Source organism: Novosphingobium sp. TK71 (assembly GCF_055361505.1).
In genome coordinates this window covers 2,327,005-2,344,778 of record NZ_JBSZKA010000001.1, presented here as the reverse complement: position 1 = coordinate 2,344,778, position 17,774 = coordinate 2,327,005, and the positions used below count along the sequence as shown (strand labels likewise).

The 17,774-nt window shown below is 67.5% G+C and carries 15 protein-coding genes; 4 read left to right on the top strand and 11 right to left on the bottom strand.

All coding sequences use genetic code 11. The features are described from left to right. Positions 1-68: 68 nt before the first annotated feature. The 11 genes from ACXJ16_RS26115 to ACXJ16_RS26065 all read right to left on the bottom strand — a co-directional run bounded on the left by ACXJ16_RS26115 (position 69) and on the right by ACXJ16_RS26065 (position 12,270). Entirely contained in the window at positions 69-926 is an 858-nt protein-coding gene (locus ACXJ16_RS26115; protein ID WP_324699352.1) for a TIGR03620 family F420-dependent LLM class oxidoreductase, read from the bottom strand. 145 nt (positions 927-1,071) lie between these two features. Beyond that, positions 1,072-2,898 (bottom strand): hypothetical protein, encoded by a 1,827-nt coding sequence (locus tag ACXJ16_RS26110; protein ID WP_324699351.1) that lies wholly within the window; start codon positions 2,896-2,898, stop codon positions 1,072-1,074. A 13-nt stretch (positions 2,899-2,911) separates the two neighbouring features. After that, a complete protein-coding gene (locus ACXJ16_RS26105) occupies positions 2,912-4,000 on the bottom strand; it encodes a protein-glutamate methylesterase/protein-glutamine glutaminase (RefSeq protein ID WP_324699350.1) in 1,089 nt (362 codons plus the stop codon). Positions 4,001-4,003: 3 nt separating this feature from the next. Continuing rightward, a complete protein-coding gene (locus tag ACXJ16_RS26100) occupies positions 4,004-4,816 on the bottom strand; it encodes a CheR family methyltransferase (protein ID WP_463923320.1) in 813 nt (270 codons plus the stop codon). A 121-nt stretch (positions 4,817-4,937) separates the two neighbouring features. Further along, the gene (locus ACXJ16_RS26095; protein WP_463922586.1) at positions 4,938-5,417 is read right to left on the bottom strand and encodes a chemotaxis protein CheW; all 480 of its coding nucleotides are present in this window, start codon (positions 5,415-5,417) and stop codon (positions 4,938-4,940) included. After that, on the bottom strand, positions 5,414-7,210 hold the full coding sequence (locus ACXJ16_RS26090) for a methyl-accepting chemotaxis protein (protein ID WP_054435952.1): 1,797 nt from the start codon (positions 7,208-7,210) through the stop codon (positions 5,414-5,416). Before ACXJ16_RS26090 ends, ACXJ16_RS26095 begins: the two co-directional genes overlap by 4 nt. Positions 7,211-7,269: 59 nt before the next feature. Beyond that, positions 7,270-8,955 carry a methyl-accepting chemotaxis protein gene (locus ACXJ16_RS26085; RefSeq protein ID WP_463922585.1) on the bottom strand — a complete coding sequence of 562 codons (1,686 nt, stop codon included), beginning with the start codon at positions 8,953-8,955 and terminating at the stop codon, positions 7,270-7,272. A 14-nt stretch (positions 8,956-8,969) separates the two neighbouring features. Next, complete coding sequence (locus tag ACXJ16_RS26080; RefSeq protein WP_054435950.1) at positions 8,970-9,497, bottom strand: chemotaxis protein CheW; 528 nt, start codon at positions 9,495-9,497, stop codon at positions 8,970-8,972. Between the two features lie 3 nt (positions 9,498-9,500). After that, positions 9,501-11,552, bottom strand: a complete 2,052-nt coding sequence (locus ACXJ16_RS26075) for a chemotaxis protein CheA (RefSeq protein WP_463922584.1) — start codon at positions 11,550-11,552, stop codon at positions 9,501-9,503. Beyond that, positions 11,549-11,917, bottom strand: coding sequence for a response regulator (locus ACXJ16_RS26070; protein ID WP_054435948.1), 369 nt, complete (start codon positions 11,915-11,917; stop codon positions 11,549-11,551). Before ACXJ16_RS26070 ends, ACXJ16_RS26075 begins: the two co-directional genes overlap by 4 nt. Continuing rightward, on the bottom strand, positions 11,914-12,270 hold the full coding sequence (locus tag ACXJ16_RS26065; protein WP_495911630.1) for an STAS domain-containing protein: 357 nt from the start codon (positions 12,268-12,270) through the stop codon (positions 11,914-11,916). The genes ACXJ16_RS26070 and ACXJ16_RS26065 overlap by 4 nt, the downstream gene beginning before the upstream one ends. A 211-nt stretch (positions 12,271-12,481) precedes the next feature. Here ACXJ16_RS26065 and ACXJ16_RS26060 point away from each other — a divergent pair, with 211 nt between their 5' ends. From ACXJ16_RS26060 to ACXJ16_RS26045, 4 genes are all read left to right on the top strand, one after another. After that, the gene (locus ACXJ16_RS26060; protein ID WP_463922581.1) at positions 12,482-13,789 is read left to right on the top strand and encodes an MFS transporter; all 1,308 of its coding nucleotides are present in this window, start codon (positions 12,482-12,484) and stop codon (positions 13,787-13,789) included. A 24-nt stretch (positions 13,790-13,813) separates the two neighbouring features. Further along, the gene (locus ACXJ16_RS26055) at positions 13,814-14,386 is read left to right on the top strand and encodes a DUF1993 domain-containing protein (protein WP_054435946.1); all 573 of its coding nucleotides are present in this window, start codon (positions 13,814-13,816) and stop codon (positions 14,384-14,386) included. Positions 14,387-14,556: 170 nt separating this feature from the next. Continuing rightward, a complete protein-coding gene (locus ACXJ16_RS26050) occupies positions 14,557-16,629 on the top strand; it encodes an FUSC family protein (RefSeq protein WP_463922580.1) in 2,073 nt (690 codons plus the stop codon). Between the two features lie 97 nt (positions 16,630-16,726). Then, positions 16,727-17,665: a LysR substrate-binding domain-containing protein gene (locus ACXJ16_RS26045; protein WP_185999462.1), complete on the top strand. Its 939-nt coding sequence runs from the start codon at positions 16,727-16,729 to the stop codon at positions 17,663-17,665. The last annotated feature ends 109 nt before the right edge of the window (positions 17,666-17,774 follow it).

Below are 17,774 nucleotides of genomic sequence, written 5' to 3'. Positions count from 1 at the left end.
CCGCCCTTGATTCGGTCAAACACATTCTTCAGAAAGTTATGCACAGCCCGAAGTTTGCGATGCCGACCTCAGCGCACGCCTGTCCCGGCGACGGATCTCCAGACTTCCATCGACGGGCCGAGATCGAGCCCCTGCCCCGTGATCGCCTGGATGCACACATGGTCCGCACCTGCCGACCAATGTTCTTCCAGCCGCGCCGTGATCGCCGCCAGGTCTCCGCAAGCGAACAGGCTGTCCACGAGGCGGTCGCTCATCGCGTCGATCTCCTCGACGGTAAAGCCGAGCCGCAGCCAGTTGTTGCGGTAGTTCGGATACTGGACGTAGCCCGCCAGCGCGCCCCGCGCCTTTTCGCGCGCACTGGCAAGATCGCTGTCCAGAACGATCCCCTGCTCCGGAGCGACGAGCTTTCCCGGCCCCAGCACCTCACGCGCGGATCGTGTGTGATCGGGCGATACGAGATAGGGATGCACCCCGCAGGAACGCTCCCGCGCGAGTTCCTGCATCTTCGGCCCCAGCGCGGCGAGGCAGCGGGCCTCGGCGGGAAGACCTTCCTCGTCGAGCCGGTCGAGATAGGACGCCATTTTCGCGAGCGGCCGTTCGTATGCTTCGCCCACCAGATGGGAATGGCTCACGCCGAGCCCGAGAAGAACCCGCTGCTGCCGGTCATCCGGCAGGCGCTTCCACCAGGACGCGATTTCGGCGGGATCATGCATCCAGATATTGAGGATGCCGGTCGCGATGGTCGCACGCGTGGTGGCGCCGAGCAGCCGGTCGATGTCGCCGGTGATGTCTCCGCCGATACCGCCCGGAATCCACAAGGTGCCGTAGCCCAGCTCGTCCAGCTCCGCGGCGGCCAGTTCCGCCTGCGCGCGGTCTCCGAAGCGCAGTTCCATCGACCATATGCCGATGCGTCCGAGCGATGGCATCCCTTACTCTCCCTGTCTGCACGGAATTCGTCTGCGCGAATTCGGAATTTCGCAGCATAGGGGAGTTTATGCGGCGGTGCAGGCCAGGTGCCAACGCCCCGGCGGTATCGCGCCGGGACGAAGCAACGAGGGGGCCGGGGCCCCGCTAGAAGAGGCCGTCGTCGAAATCGTCGTCGTCATCGAACATATCGGCGGAATCCGGGGCCGATGCGCCGGCTTCTCCTTCCGGCAGGAAGCCGCGATGGATTTCACGTTCCCGGGCCATGGTATAGCGCGCCGCGATCCGGTCGAGCAGTTCCGCGGATGGAGCGAGGCCCTCTTCCGGGATTTCCGCGCATATCCGGCCAAGGCCCGAGAGCCGTTCTGCCACCGCCATCAGCGGGCCGCCGACTTCGTCCTCGCAATCGATCTTGCCGGTCGTATCCTCAAGGATTTCAGCAACGGCCAGGGCGCTGCGGTCCAGCTCTGACAGGCCCGCGCCCATTCGCTGCCCGCCTTCGCGGATGCAGGTGAGCGATTCTGCCAGCGCCTGCCCCGCGTCCGCCGGTTCGTCTTCCTGTGAACCGCGAATGACGCCGGCAGCCGATGTCAGCCCGTCGAAGGACAGCGCGATGGCGGAGGCGATCGTCTCCAGCGTGGCGGCAAAACCGCGAATCTCGGAGGCGACCACGGCCAGGCCCCGCCCCTCGGTTCCCATCCGGTAGCAGCGCAAGTCGGTATTCCACGCCATCTGCTGCACATCGCCGGTGATGCGGTGCACCGTGGCGAGGCGCAGCGCGAGATTTTCGGCGGTGGACGAGGCCCGGTTGCTCAGGCGGTTGGAGCGGGCATCGGCCTCGCGCAGTTGTTCGGTCACTGCGGCGACTTCGGCCACGCTGCGTTCGAGCACGTGAAGGAACACGCCCTCCTCATCGCCTTGTGGGCTATCGCCTGTCCCGCGCATTTCGAGCAGCATCACCGCGCTCGGCCCGATGCCGCGCAGGCTGCTCGCCAGCAGGCGGGATTCGCGCTGGAACGCCTCGAGCGTATCGAGGGCCTGCGCCGCAAGCAGCGCCAGGGCATGGCCGCCGACCGCTTCCGCCACTTCGGCACCGAACGCCGGGCCCTGTTCCAGAAATGCATCAACGTCGCTGAGCCCGTCGGCGACGTGTTCCAGCCGCTGGCGGGTGCTGTCGCCGACCTGCAGGGCGCCCAGCGCAGTCCCCACCTGCGTGCGGATATCCCTTGCCGCCGCAGAAATCCGCACGGCGCGGTCCGCCTGTTCGATCTGGTCGCGCTGCAAGGCCACGGCATCTTCGGCCAGCTTGCGCGGAATATGCGGAACGACCAGCGCGCATTCGGCCGCAAGCTGGCGTTCGACCTCGAACATGCCGGGAACGGCTTCGGCCAGCCAAGCGATCTCGCGCGAGATACTCTCCATCTCCTGCTCGCCAAGGTCGAGCTTGGTGAACATCATGTCCGCGAAGCTCGAAAAGTCGCCGGAACCGGCTGCGGCCACCTTGATGTTGAGGCCGCAGATGCGCAGGAAGCTAAGCGTGCGGTTGACCTGTTCGATCTGCACCGCCAGCGCCGCGCTGGCCTGTTCGATCATCTTCAGGGCATCGCGCCGCGCCGCCTGGATCGCGGGCAGGCACGTGAGACGGTCGGCGGTGCGGCGCATGTTGCCCACCGCGACATCGGCAGCGTCCCGCTCGAAGGCGTTGGTCACGCTTTCCAGCGCTCCGATCAGCCCTTCGACGATCTCATAGGCGCGGCCGAGCGCCGTGCCCGCCGATACGAAGCGCGCGTCAAGACCGCTGGCGATCCCGGCCAGCGCATCGCGCAGTTCCGCCAGCGACGGAGCCGCGAAATCGGGCGCGGGATCGGCAGGGAGCGCGGCGAGCGGCAATCCGTCTGCCAGAGGGGCACCCTCCAGAAGGGCGCCTTCAGGCGCGCCGAGCACGGGTTCGGGGAAATGGGCGGTTGTCGTCATCGGGCGGTCGTTTCTATCGATTGGTGGCCGCGAGCACTTCGCGGGCAATGGCGCCAAGCGGGATCACGCGGTCTGCCGCACCGCGCGCAATGGCTTCCCTGGGCATGCCGAAGACGATCGAGGTCGCCTCGTCCTGCGCGAAAGTGCGGGCCCCGGCCTGCTTCATTTCCAGCAGGCCGCGCGCACCGTCATCGCCCATGCCGGTCATGATGACGCCGACCGCGTTCGATCCGGCCGCACGCGCGGCGGAGCGGAACAACACGTCCACCGAGGGGCGATGGCGCGAGACCAGCGGTCCGTCCTTCACCGAGACATGATAGCGCGCGCCCTGCCGTTCGAGCATGAGGTGCTTGCCCCCCGGCGCGATCAGCACATGGCCGCGCAGCACCGGGTCGCCGTCGGCAGCTTCCTTCACGTCGACCTCGCAGAGACCGTCGAGCCGCCGCGCGAAGGCACGGGTGAAGTTTTCCGGCATGTGCTGCACCACCACCACGCCCGGCGCATTGGCGGGAAGCGCTTCCAGCACTTCGCGCAAGGCCTCGGTTCCGCCGGTGGAGGCGCCGAGGCAGACGACCATTTCGGTGGTACGGCTCATAGCGCGGCCGCTGGGCGGCGGCAGCACGGCATCGGCGGTGAGCTTCTTGGCCGGGCCTTCCGGCTTCGCCTCGCGCAGGGCCGGGCGGCCGCGAACGCGGGCGCGTGACGCGCCCTTCACGACATCGCGGATCTGCAGATGATGCTCGGCCAGATGGTCCGCCACGCCGATGCGGGGCTTGAGGATCACGTCCACCGCGCCGGCCTCCATCGCCTGGAGCAGCGTTTCCGAGCCTTCCTCGGTCAGCGACGAACACATGACCACCGGGATGGGGCACTGCACCATCAGCTTGCGCAGGAAGGTGATGCCGTCCATGCGCGGCATCTCGACATCAAGGGTGATGACGTCGGGCACTTCCTCCTGAATCCGGCGCGCGGCGCTGAACGGATCGGGCGCGGCGCCGATCACCTCGATCTCCGGGTCTTCCTGGAGGATCGCGGTCATCGTCTGGCGGACGCTGGCGGAATCGTCGATGACGAGGACGCGGATCTTCTTGGCCGCAAGCATGGGTCAGGCCTTCCGGAACACGGTGTTGGCGACTTGCGTGAGCGGCAGGTCATGGCCGGTGATCGATTCCGAATGCCCGAGGAACAGGTGCCCCCCCGGCTTCAGGCAATCGACGAGCTGCGAAACGACCTTACGCTGGGTCGGTTTGTCGAAATATATCAGCACGTTGCGGCAGAATATCAGGTGCATCGGCTCGCCCACGGGGTAGCGGTCGTCCATGAGGTTGAGCCGCGCGAAGCCGATCGCGCTGCGCAGGGCGGGCACCATGCGCACGTCGCGCCGGGCCGGATCGCGCGAGGACATCACGTATTTGCGCTGGAGGGCATCGGGAACCGGATCGACCAGTTCGCGCGGATAGATGCCGCTGCGCGCCGTTTCGAGCACGTCGGTATCGAGATCGGTGGCGAGGATGCCGTAAGCCGGGCCGTCATGGGTCTCGGCGTGATCGTCGAGCACCATGGCCAGCGTATAGGGTTCCGGCCCGGTCGAGCAGGCCGCGCTCCACGCCCGGATGGTGCGGACGCCGCGTGCGCCCAGTTCGGGAAGGACCACCTTGCTCAGGTATTCGAAATGGCCCGGCTCGCGGAAGAAATCGGTCTTGTTGGTGGTAACCGCGTTGATGAGCGACAGCCCTTCCTGCGCCAGGTTCTCGTCCGCGAAGATGTAGTCGCAATATTCGTCGAGCGTGCGCGCGCCCGTTGCCCGCTGGCGGCGGCGCAGGCGCCCTTCGAGCATGGTCTTCTTGCTATCGGGCATCTTGATGCCGGAATAGTCGAAGATATAGGCCGCCAGCCGCGCGAAATTGCGCTTGCTCATCGGATCGCCGGCATGGGGCTGTGCGGGGGACGAACTGCGGATTGCGGGGGCGGCTGCTGACATCTGCGCGGTTCCGGGTCGTGAGGAGGGGAAAGGCGGCGTCCCCGAAGGGACGCCGGGCTCAGGCGGCGGCCTGCGAGGACAGGCGCGTGGCTTCCTCGGCCGTGAAGATGCTCGCCATGTCCACCAGCACGGTGAAGCCCTCGTCGCGCTTCACCACGCCGCCGATATATTCGGAAGGCCAGCGCACGCCCACGTCCGGGGCGCCGCCGATCTGGTCCGCGCGGAAGCTGGTGACCTCGATCACGCGGTCCACCACCAGCCCGAGCACCAGCACGCGGTCCTCCAGCGGGATGTCGATCACCAGGATGCGCGTCGCCGGGGTCGGTTCCACCGGCGGCAGGCCGAGCCGCAGGCGGAAATCGATCGTGGTGATGCCCTCGCCGCGCATGTCGGTAAGGCCGAGCAGGTAATCCGGGCCGCCCGGAATACGGAAGGTTTCGCGGTAGTCGAGGATCTCGCGGACCAGTGTTACCGGCACCGCGAAGATCTCCGCCCCCAGACCGAAGGTCACGGCCTGGATTTCCTGCCCGTCCGTCATGCCGCGTGCATCCCGAAAGCGTCGTCGTGGTCGTCCGGGCCGCCCATGGCGAGGTCCAGCGCGAAGCCGTTGGGACGCGCCTGCCCGTTGCCGCTGGAAGGACGCTTCGCGCCGATCTTGAGCGGGGCCTTGATCGGCGCCGCCTTGCGCACCGGCGCAGCGGTCCGGCCGGGCGCCTTGCCGACGTTGTCGACGCGGAAGTAGGCGATGCTGGCCTGGAGTTCCTCGGCCTGCGCCGCCAGTTCTTCCGAAGTGGAGGAGATCTGCTCCGAAGCGCCGGCGTTCTGCTGCGTCACCTGGTCCAGCTGCTGGATCGCCTGGTTGATCTGGCCCGCGCCGATGTCCTGCTCGCGGCAGGCGGCGCTGATCTCCGAGATGAGTTCGGCGGTACGGCGAATATCGGGCACCAGCCTGGAGAGCATCTCGCCCGCTTCGGTCGCAGCGTCCACCGTATTGGCCGAAACCGCGCTGATCTCGGCGGCCGCGCCCTGGCTGCGTTCGGCCAGCTTGCGCACTTCCGAGGCAACCACCGCAAAGCCGCGTCCATGTTCGCCAGCACGCGCCGCCTCGACGGCCGCGTTAAGGGCCAGCAGGTCGGTCTGGCGGGCGATTTCCTGGACGATGCCGATCTTCTCGGCGATCGTGCGCATCGCGCCCACCGCACGGTCCACCGCGATACCGCTGGCTTCGGCGTCCTGGGCGGACTGGCGGGCGATCTTCTCGGTCTGGGCCGCGTTCTCGGCGTTCTGCTTGATGTTGGCGGACATCTCTTCCATCGATGCCGAAGCCTGTTCGGCGGCGGCGGCCTGTTCGGTGGCCCCCTGCGAGACCTGCTCGGACGTCGAGGAAAGCTCCTGGCTGCCGCTGGCGACATTGTTCGCCGCAACCGTGGAATCGCCGACGACACCGCGCAGGCGCTCGATCATGCGGACAAGGGCATGGCCCAGCTTGTCCTGCTCGGACAGCGGCTTGTGGCTGACGGTCAGGTCGCCGTCGGCGATCTTGTCGGCCAGACCCGCGCTGACGCGCAGGTTCGCGGTCATCTTGTTGACGGTATCGACAAGATCCCTGATCTCGTCGTTCGAGGTCACTTCCACGTCATTGTCGAGATCGCCGATCGCCACCGCGTTGATCGCGGTGCCGACCCGGGCAAGCCCGCGCGAGACGATCAGCGAAATCCACACCGCGCCCACCAGCGCGCCAAGGATGGCGACGATGGCAACCGTCAGCAGCGTGGCGCGCGCCGAGGAATAGAGCGCATCGGTCTGCCGGTCGACCTGCTGCATGTCTTCCCGCGCACGGGCGACCAGATCGTCGGTCTGCTTGGTCACGCGGTCCAGCACGTCGCGGGCGCTGCCCAGCGCCAGTGCGGCCGCTTCCTCGTTCTGGTTGGCCCGCGCAAGGGTGCGGATGCGCGTATCCAGCGGCTTGAAGTTCTCGAACGAGGACCGCATTTCGCGCCAGGTCTGCTTGGTTTCGGGCAAGGCATTCGCATCGCCCTCGTCCAGCAGACGCTCGAACTCGGACATCGAGCGCGTGGCCTTGTCGTCGAATTCCTTCACCAGTTCCGGGTCGTTCGTCATCGTCATGTTGCGCTCGTTGCGCGCAAGGGTGCCGAACACGACCTGCACCTGCTGGGCCCGGTCGAGCCGGGCGGCGGGGCCGCTGATGAGATCGCTGATCGCGGTGTTGAGCGTGCTCAGACGCGTCAGGCTGACGCCGACCACGACGGCCAGCAGGATCAGGATTATGGCGAATGTCACGCCCAGCTTCATTTTAATCGTAGCGCGCATGGGAAATGGAACCTTGGGACCCGGATGGGGGGAAAGAAACGGTAATCGGCGTCGGCGCGTCAGGCCGCGTGAGTGCTGAACGCCTCGTCCTCGCTGTCAGGCCCGCCGGTCGAGAGGTCGAGCGCAAAGCCGCGGGCGCGGGCCTGCTGGTCGGCGACCGAGAGCGAACGGGTATTGCGCGTGGGAGCGGCTGCCTTGCGGGCGGCGGCCACCGGCTGGCGGAATGCCACCGGCGCGGCCTTGCGGCGCGTGCCGTTCCCGTCGGTGCGGAAGTAGGCGATCGAAGCCTGAAGCTCCTCCGCCTGCGCGGCGAGTTCTTCCGACGTCGTGGAGATCTGCTCCGAGGCGCCGGCGTTCTGCTGCGTCACCTGGTCGAGCTGCTGGATCGCCTCGTTGATCTGCCCCGCGCCGATATCCTGTTCGCGGCAGGCCACGCTGATCTCCGAGACCAGTTCGGCGGTACGGCGGATGTCGGGCACCAGCTTCGAGAGCATGTCGCCGGCTTCGGCAGCAGCCTGCACGGTCTCGGTCGAGACGGCGCTGATTTCGGCTGAAGCCTGCTGGCTGCGCTCGGCAAGCTTGCGCACTTCGGATGCGACGACGGCGAAACCGCGCCCGTGCTCGCCCGCTCGCGCGGCCTCCACCGCCGCGTTAAGGGCGAGAAGGTCGGTCTGGCGGGCGATTTCCTGGACGATGCCGATCTTCTCGGCGATCGTGCGCATCGCGCCGACCGCACGGTTCACCGCCACGCCGCTGGCTTCGGCATCCCTGGAGGACTGGCGGGCGATCTTCTCGGTCTGCGCCGCATTGTCGGCGTTCTGCTTGATGTTGGCGGCCATCTCTTCCATCGAGGCCGAGGCCTGCTCGGCAGCGGCCGCCTGTTCGGTGGCGCCTTGCGAGACCTGCTCGGAATTGGCCGAAAGCTCCTGGCTGCCCGCCGAAACGTTCTCCGCCGCGACCGTGGCATCGCCGACCACGCCGCGCAGACGCTCGATCATCGTGTTCACATGGCCCAGCAGGTCGCTGATCTCGTCGTTCGAACGGATCTGGGCCGTGCGGGTAAGGTCGCCCTCGGCCACCTGGCTCATGGCATCCCCCGCCGACTTCAGGCCCCGCGAGATCAGCAGCGCGAGATAGGCCGCGGCGGCCACGGTGATGATGAACCCGGCAACACCCATGCCGATCATGAGCGAGCGCGCCGACCCGTAAGTGATCTCGGTGTCCGCGTCGGCCTTGGCCATCTTCTCCTGCTGGAGCTGGACGAGGTTTTCGACCGTCTTGGTCACGGCCTGGGCCCGGTCGCGCGATTCGCCCATGGTGAGCGCGGTGGCGGCGGCCTTGTCGCTGCGGCTGAGCTCGCTGACGTGCTGGTTCACCGGCTTGAACGCGTTCCACTGGTCGCGCAATTGCGCCCACGATGCCCGCGTCTCTTCCGAAGCGTTGGCATTGGCCTGTTCGACCTGTTCCTCCACCCGGTCGCGCCAGGTGACGATGCGGGTTTCGAGTTCGCGGATCTGCACCGGATCGTCCGTCAGGACGAGGTTCTTCTCGGAACGGACCATCATACTCACCCCGCCGTCGATGGCGCGGGCGCGGTCAAGCTGCTTTGCCGGCCCGGCCACGAGATCGCCGACCGAATCGTTCAGCGTCGACAGTCGGGAAATGCCGATCCCGATGATCGCTGCCATGATGATGAGGAGGAGGACGAAAGTACCTCCGAGCTTCAGCTTGATGGTTGCACGCATGATGGCCCCCCGGCTCAATGAAGTGTGGATGGCTGGATCGCGGCGGAATCGGTTCCGCCGACCAGTGAACGAAAGATGGCGGCAAGATCGGGCAGGACGACCACGCCGTCCTGCCGGCGAACCAGTTCGCGCACGAAGTCGCGCCGCCAGCGCAGGCCCACGGCGGGCGGGCTCTCGCTCGCGCTCTGCCGGAGCGTCGTCACCTCGTGGACCTTGTCCGTGCGGATGCCGATCTGGAACGTCTCGCCTTCGGCCTCGGTCTCGATCACGACGATGCGGCTGTCCACCGTGGCTTCGGCCGCGGGCATGGCGAAGGCCAGCCGCAAGTCGGCGATCGGGATGATCTTGCCGCGAAAGTTCACCACGCTGCCCAGCAGCGGCGCCGCGCCGGGAACGCGGGTTTCGGGCAGGAGATCAAGGATCTCGCGAACCAGCGTGGCCTCCAGCGCGAAAGTCTCCTCGCCGAGGTTGAAGGTCAGCACTTCGAGCTGGCCGGCGGCATCCCACCGGGTGGCTGCCTGGTCTTGGAACGGGTCGCTCATGGCTTATCCGGCGGCGCGAAGCCGCTCCTCCTGGTTCTGGCCCAGCATGACGAGCTGGACGACATCGAGGATCAGGGCGACACCGCCGTCGCCGAGGATGGTGGCCCCCGCGAAAGTGGCGACGTCCCGGTGCAGCGGCGACATCGACTTGATGACGGTCTGGTGGCTGCCGATGATCTGGTCCACCACCAGCCCGACGCGCTCGGCGCCAGTGGCGATGACGACGATCTTCTGGTGCGGATCGGGCCGGGTGCCGGTGTCGAAGATCTCCCGCAGGCGCAGGAACGGCACCAGCCGGTCGCGCAGGGTGATGAAGCTGCGGCCGCGCGAACGCAGGTCTTCCTCAAGGCTGAGTTCTAGGCATTCCTCGACCGCGCCGAGCGGGATCACGTAGCGGCCGTTGCCCACCCGCACGAGCAGCCCGTCGATGATCGCCAGCGTCAGCGGGATGCGCAGCACCACGGTGGAGCCCTCGCCCGGCGCGGACGTGATGTCGATCGCGCCGCGCAGGCTCTCGATGGTGCGCTTCACCACGTCCATGCCCACGCCGCGCCCGGACAGGCTGGTGACCTGCGCCGCCGTGGAGAAGCCGGGATGGAAGATCATCTGGAGCAGTTCGTGATCGGAAATCTGCTGGCCGGGCTGGATCAGCCCCTGCGCCTCGGCCTTGGCGCGAACGCGCACGCGGTCGATCCCGCGCCCGTCGTCGCGGATGGTGATGAGCACTTCGCCGCCCGCCTGATGGGCGGAGAGGCGAACCTGCCCAGCGGCAGGCTTTCCGGCGGCGATCCGGTCTTCCGGCGTTTCCAGGCCGTGATCGCAGGCATTTCGGATCAGGTGGACCATGGGATCGGCCAGACGCTCGATCATGGTCTTGTCGACTTCGGTGGTCTCGCCCTCGGTCGAAAGCTCGATGGTCTTGCCGGTCTCGCGCGCAAGATCGTGGACGAGGCGGCGGAAGCGGCTGAACAGGCTGGCCACGGGAACCATGCGCAGCACCATCATGGTATCGCGCAGTTCACCCGCGAGCCGCTCGATTTCCTCGGAGATCGAACGCAGCGCCAGTTCGTTGCCGACCGCCGAACCGCTGCCGGCGGCAAGCTGCGAAAGGCGGCTCTGGACGATCACGAGTTCGCCCACCCGGTCCATCAGCTCGTCCAGACGCTCGGCGGGAACGCGCACGCTTTCGCCCGCCTTGGCCGCCGGACGGCCGGCGGGATTCGCGCCGTCCTGCGCCGGTGCGGCCTGAGGCGCAGGTGCAGCCTCCACGGCGGCGGGGAGCGCGGCGGACGCCTGATCTGCCGGTAATTGGGCAACCGCCTCGGCAGGAACATCGTCCAGCGGCTCGATGGTGAGTTCCATGTCGTCCATCACGAAGATGAACACGTCATCGATGTCATCGCGCGAGATGTCGCCGCGAAGTTCGACATCCCAGCCGATGTGGCACTCGGTCGGCACCAGGTCGGCCAGCGGCGGCACGGCATCGGTGCGCGCGGCGATCCGGCAATCGCCAAGATCGCGCAGCTCGTCCAGCAACATCAGCGGGTTGGTGCCGTTGGCCATGGCATCGGCGGGAAGCCGGAAGAACAGCCGCCAGCCGTTCCGGGCGGCGGAAGCGGACGCAGGAACCGCAGCGGCAGTGGCTGTCGCACCGGCAGCGGCAGTGGCGGGCACCGTGTCCGCGCCGTCGATCGCGGCCTGAAGCTGGGCGAGGATCGCCGTGCCTGCGGCCTCCAGCCCGGCGCCGTGGCCTTCGATCAGCGCGCGCATGTGGTCCCGCGCCGAGAGGATCACCGCGACCAGTTCCTGCGTCGCCGGGGCCAGCCCCTTGCGCACGCGGTCGAACGCGGTCTCGCAGTGGTGAGTAAAATCGGCCAGCGCATCGAAGCCGAACATCGCGCCCGAGCCCTTGAGCGTGTGCAGCCCCCGGAACACTTCGTCGATGAGCGCGCGGTCCTCCAGCCGGTGGCCGAGGTCCAGCAGGCCCTGCTCGATCTGGTCGAGCAGGTCGCCCGCCTCGACGCGGAACGCCGCGACCGGATCCTGCGTATTCAACGGCCCAGCACCTTGCGGGAGACCTTGATGAGCTGCTCCGGCACGAAGGGCTTCACCAGCCAGCCGGTGGCGCCGGCCGCCTTGGCCTGCTGCTTCATCGCGTCATCGCTCTCGGTGGTGAGGAAGATGATCGGAATTCCGGCCTGCTCCGGCGCCTTGCGCAGTTCGCGGATCATCGTCAGCCCGTCCATGTTGGGCATGTTGAGATCGGTGATAATAAGGTCGAACCGCTTGGCGCCGGCCGCGTTCAGCCCCTCGACGCCGTCTCCCGCTTCGGTGACGTCGTAGCCCGCGCCGGTCAGCGCGATGCGGATCGCCATGCGCAGGCTGGGAGAATCGTCGACGGTAAGGATCGAGGCAGTCATTGCGGCAGTTCTCCGTGGAACCAGAATTCGAGGTCCTGGGGGGTGGGGTCCGTCAGGAAGCCCGCGCGTTCGAGCAGCGCGGCAACCGGACCGCCGGCAGGACGCGCCAGACGCAGTTCACGGCCCGCGCGCATCCAGTGATCCCGCGCAGAGTAGACGATCTCAAGAAATGCAAGATCGACTTCGACAAGTGACGACAGGTCAAGATCAAGATCCTGCCCCGCATCGAACCCGGCAAGAATATCCTGCCTGAACTGATGCGCGGAACGCACCGTTACGGAACCTGGAACTGCTACGACCTGGCGCATCGCTTCCTCTTGGTATTGCCCATGAGCGCGATCGTTTCGGCGCAGCGGGCGGCCTTGTTATTTCTAGACGAAATCCCGCCGCGCCGGACTTTCCGGATCGGATTTTTTAATCGTTTGCGGCAGATCTTGTCGTTTGCGGAAAATGGCGTGCCCGCAGCGAAATTTCCGCGCGGCGGCGCGGTTGCGGGGCGGACCGGGTTCGCGGACGCCCAAGGCGCTGGACCGGCGGCGGCATTTCCAATAGGCCTCTGCCCTGATGACGGCTCACCTTGCAGAACCCGACCTCCGGGATCACCGGAACAAGCGCCTGAAGGCGATCCTCGGCGGTTCCACCGGCAATCTCGTCGAATGGTACGACTGGTACGCCTATTCGGCCTTCACGCTCTATTTCGCGCCGCACTTCTTCCCGAGCGAGGACCGCACCGCCCAGTTGCTGAGCGCGGCGGCAATCTTCGCGGTGGGGTTCCTGATGCGGCCGATCGGGGCATGGCTGATGGGCGTCTATGCCGACCGGCACGGACGCAAGAGCGGGCTCACCCTGTCGGTCGCGCTGATGTGCGCGGGATCGATGCTGATCGCGGTGACCCCGTCCTACCAGACGATCGGCATCGGCGCGCCGCTGCTGCTGGTCCTTGCCCGGCTGATGCAGGGCCTGTCGATCGGCGGCGAATATGGCGCCAGCGCCACTTATCTTTCCGAAATGGCGGGCCGCAACAACCGGGGCTTCTTCTCCAGCTTCCAGTACGTCACCCTGATCGCGGGGCAACTCGTGGCGATCTGCGTGTTGCTGACGCTCCAGGCGGTGCTGAGCGAGGCGCAGCTTGACGCATGGGGCTGGCGCATTCCCTTCGTGATCGGCGGAGCGCTGGCGGTGATCGTGTTCCGCGTGCGGCGCGGCATGGCGGAAACCGAAAGCTTCGAGAAGGCCCGCGCCGAAGGGGCGCCGCAATCCGGCTTCCTCGAACTGATCCGCAGCCACCCGCGCGAAACGCTGATCGTGATGCTGCTGACCGCGGGCGGGACGATCGCCTTCTACGCCTATTCGATCTACATGCAGAAGTTCCTCGTCAACACGAGCGGGCTCAGCCGGGAAACGGCCTCCGCGATCAACGGCATCACGCTGTTCGTGTTCATGCTGCTGCAGCCGCTGGCGGGCGCCCTGTCCGACCGGATCGGGCGCAAGCCGCTGATGATCGGTTTCGGCGTGCTGGGCGTGCTGTTCACCTATCCCATCTTCGCCACGCTGGCGACCACCAGGAACCCGGTCACCGCCGGATTGCTGGTCATGGCCGGACTGGTGATCGTGACCGGATATACCTCGATCAACGCGGTGGTGAAGGCCGAACTGTTCCCCGCCCATATCCGCGCGCTGGGCGTGGCCCTGCCTTATGCGCTGGCCAACACGCTGTTCGGCGGCACCGCCGAATTCGTCGCGCTGTGGTTCAAGCAGGCCGGGGTCGAACACGCCTTCTACATCTACGTCACCGTGATGATCGCCATCTCTCTGGCGATCTACATCCGCATGCGGGACACCCGCCAGCACAGCCGTATCCTGGAAGACTGACGGACAGGATCAGGAGCGCCTCCGATGTTGCTTACCCAATTGCTCGTTCCCACCTACACGCAGATGCTGCGCGGGCTGGCCGCATGGCTGGACAAGGCTTCCACACAGGAAACGGCCGCCGGCGGCGATGCCGAGGCGCTGCTGTCCGCGCGGCTGGCGCCCGATATGTTCCCGCTCGCCGCGCAAGTGCGATTTGCCTGTTTCCAGGCGCAGGAAGCCGTTCATCGCCTGAAGGGCGAACCCGTGCCCGAGGCCCTTCTCGAAGTGCGCCGCGAAGGCTGGAACGCCGCAGAGCAGCCCGGCACCATCGCGCAGGCAAAGGCCCGCGTGGCCGAGGCACTCGACCTGCTGAGCGCGCAAGGGGCCGACACGCTTGAGGGCGGCGCCGATCTGCCGATGACGATCGAATTGCCCAACGGCATGAAATTCGACATGACTGGCAGCGAATTCGCGCGCGACTGGTCGCTGCCGCAGTTCTATTTCCACCTCAACGCGGCATACGCGATCCTGCGCAGCCATGGCACCGAACTGGGCAAGGCCGACTATGTTTCGCACATGTTCGCCTACTTGCGCCCGGATACCGCGCCGCAGGCCTGATACCCCCACTTCGGCGCGCCGATTGTCTCCCATGAGGAGACAGTCTGTAGCCTGACCGCAGACTAGTGGCATGGCTCCGCAGCCCATAGCGCCGGAGCCATGCAGACCCAGACCGCATCACGCCGGACCTGCCCGTCCCGCCCCGAGCCCGCCAAAGCGGGCGAGGCACGATGACGCCGTCCATCGCCGACCGTTTCGGCGTTACCGATGCGCTGTTCTCGCTCAAGTGCCTGGCGGCGGCGGCGCTCGCCTATTACCTTGCGCTCACCTTCCAGTTTCCCAAGCCGTTCTGGTCGGTGATGACCGCCTATATCGTCGCCAGTCCGATGACCGGCGCGGTCCATTCCAAGGCGTTGTTCCGCCTTTCCGGCACCGCGATCGGCGCGGCGGTGGCGGTGATCCTGCTGCCGAACCTGCGCGGATCGCCCGAATTCCTCACGCTGGCGCTGGCCGGCTGGCTGGGCCTGTGCATCTACCTCGCCGTGATCGACCGCACCGCGCGGGCCTATATGTACCTCCTGGCCGGGTTCACCGCGATCCTCGTTTCCATGCCGATCATCGACCGCCCCGAAGCCGTGTTCACCACCGCCGTCTCACGCGTGCAGGAGATCGCGCTGGGCTTCTTCTGCGCCGGACTGGTCCATTCGCTGGTTTTCCCGCGCAGCGTTTCCGACCGCCTGCTGGCCCGCGTCGACGCGATCGTGCGCGATGCCGAGCGCTGGTCGATCGACACGCTGGACGAAGCGGGCACCGTCCGTCTCGCGCGGGACCGGCGCCAGCTGGCGCTCGACATTGCCGAACTGCACCAGCTTTCCATCCACCTGCCGTTCGACACCGGCCGCAGGCGCCTGCGCGTCGGCGCGGTGCGGGCGCTCCAGCAGCAACTGGCGATACTCGCACCGCTTGCCGCCGCCGTGGAGGACCGGCTTCACGAGCTTCGCGGCGAAGGCCATGCCGATGCCCGGCTGGACCGGCTCGCCGCGCAGGCCCGCGACTGGCTGGACCGCGATGACGGCGGCTACCGCGAGGAAGCCGCAACCTTGCGCAGGCGGGCACAAGCGCTGGAGCCCGAGGTCGGCCCGGACATGGCAGCGCCGGACCTGCTGAAGCTGGGCCTGCTCGTTCGCCTCGGCGAACTGATCGAGGCGCATTGCCACTGCCGGGACTTGCGCCGCCAGCTCCACGCCCCCTCGCGCGCCGCCGTCAGCACGGACGTGCCCGCCCTGCTCGGCAGCGCGGTGCCGCGCGCCCTTCACGAAGACCGGGGCATGGCGCTGCGCTCCGGCCTCAACGCGGGGGCCACGGTCTGCATCGCGGTGGCTTTCTGGCGGCTCACCGCATGGCCGAGCGGGGACGGCGCGGTGATGATCGCGGCGATCTGCTGCTCCCTCTTCGCCGGGTTCGACCAGCCCGCCGTGCTGCTCAACAAATTCCTCGCCGGCTGGGTGATCGCCACGTTCGCCGCCATCGCCTATGCTTTCGCGATCCTCCCGCGCGTGACGGAGTTCGGCGTGCTGATCGCCGTTCTCGCCCCGTACCTGCTGGTGGGCGGATCGCTGCTGGCCAGGCCGCCACGGGCGCTCATGGCAACCGGGCTGCTGCTGGGCCTGCTCAACACGGTCGGCCTCAACGAGGAATATGCCGAGCATTTCCCGACCTTCATCAACGCCGCCATCGCCCAGCTTGCCGGCGCGGTGCTGTCGGTGGTGATGCTGCGCATCTTCTCCACGGTGGGCGCAGGGCGAAGCGCGGAGCGCATCGTGCAGGCGAGCTGGCGCGACATCGGCCGGTTCGACGCTCCCGGTGCGCCCGCGCCGGGCGCCTGGATCGGCGTGGCGCTCGACCGGATCGGCCTGCTCGCGCCGCGCCTCGTCGCCACCGGCCGCGATCCCGGCGCGGCCCTGCTGGACGGACTGAACGATCTGCGCGCCGGGGCCGCCCTGCTGCGGCTGGGCAAGCTCGAACGCTCGTTACGCGGGGATGCGGCGGCGGCACTGGCCGCGGCAAGGCAGGCCGTCGCCGCCCACTACCGCGCGCAGGCCGCCGCCCGCATGGCCATCGCCCCGCCAAAGATGCTGGAAAGCACGATCGATCACGGCATCCGCACCCTCGCCGCGTGCGAACCTGCCCATGCGCGCGAAGGCGTGCTGGCGCTGCTGACGCTGCGCCGCGTGTTCTTCCCGCACGGCCATCCGCCGGGCAGGCCGCCCGCCCCGGACGGCATTCTCGACCGCGCGGCCTGACCCCCTCGCCATGGCCGCTTCGCGAAATGCTTGTAATCCGGCGCCGGTCCGGGAATGGCAGCCTGAAGGATCGGAACGCGGCAAAGGGGAGCGCGGCATGGAACTCGAAGACTTGCGCAGCTTCGCCATGGTCGTGCGGCATGGCGGTTTCTCGGCCGCCGAACGCGCCACCGGCGAGGCGCGCGGAAAGCTGTCCAAGCGGGTTGCCAAGCTGGAGCGCGAACTCGGCACGCGGCTGCTGGAACGCTCCACCCGCAACGTGCGCGTCACGGATGTCGGCCAGGAAGTCTACCGGCAGTGCGAAGTCATCGCCGATGGCCTCGCCGCCACCCGCGCCATCGCCGAGCGGGCGCGCGAAGACGTTTCGGGACTGCTGCGGATCAGCTGCCCGCCGGGCCTTGCCCGCTATCTCGGCGCGGAGGGGCTGGCCTCATTCCTCGCCCGCTATCCGCAAGTGCGGCTGGACATGCACCTCACCAGCCGCCGGGTGGACATCATCCGCGAAGGTTTCGACATCGCCCTGCGCGTCGACGTGGAGGAGGAAACCGATCTTTCGCTGACCATGCGCCAGCTCGGCCGCAGCCAGCGCATCCTCGTCGCCAGCCCGGAATTCCTCGCGGGCCTGCCGCCGATCGGGATCGACATGCTCCAGAGCCTCCCGACGCTCACGATCGGCGAACACGCCGAGCATCACCGCTGGGACATGACGAGCGAAACCGGCGAACGCGCCCGCATCTTCCACCGGCCCCGGCTGTGCAGCAACGATTCCACGATCGTGCGCGAAGCCGCGCTCGACGGACTGGGGGTGGCGCTGCTCCACGAACAGGGCTGCCGCGCGGACCTGCTACAGGGGCGACTGCTGCGGGTCCTGCCGCAATGGCATACGCGCGAAGGCATCGTCCACATGGTCTTTGCGGCGCGGCGCGGCATGTCGGCAGCGCAGCGCGCCTTCATCGACCACTATGCCGCCCAGCCGTTCTTCCCGCCGCTGCCGGACACTCCTGATTGCCCGTCTCCCCGCGCCACGAACCGATAGATCGCAAGCGCGAAACCAGCTCCTGCCCAACCGGGCTCTGGTACGTTTAGGTGTCGTTCAACACGATTACGAACTAGCCATGACGCAAGCTTCTGCGTATAGTCCCCAG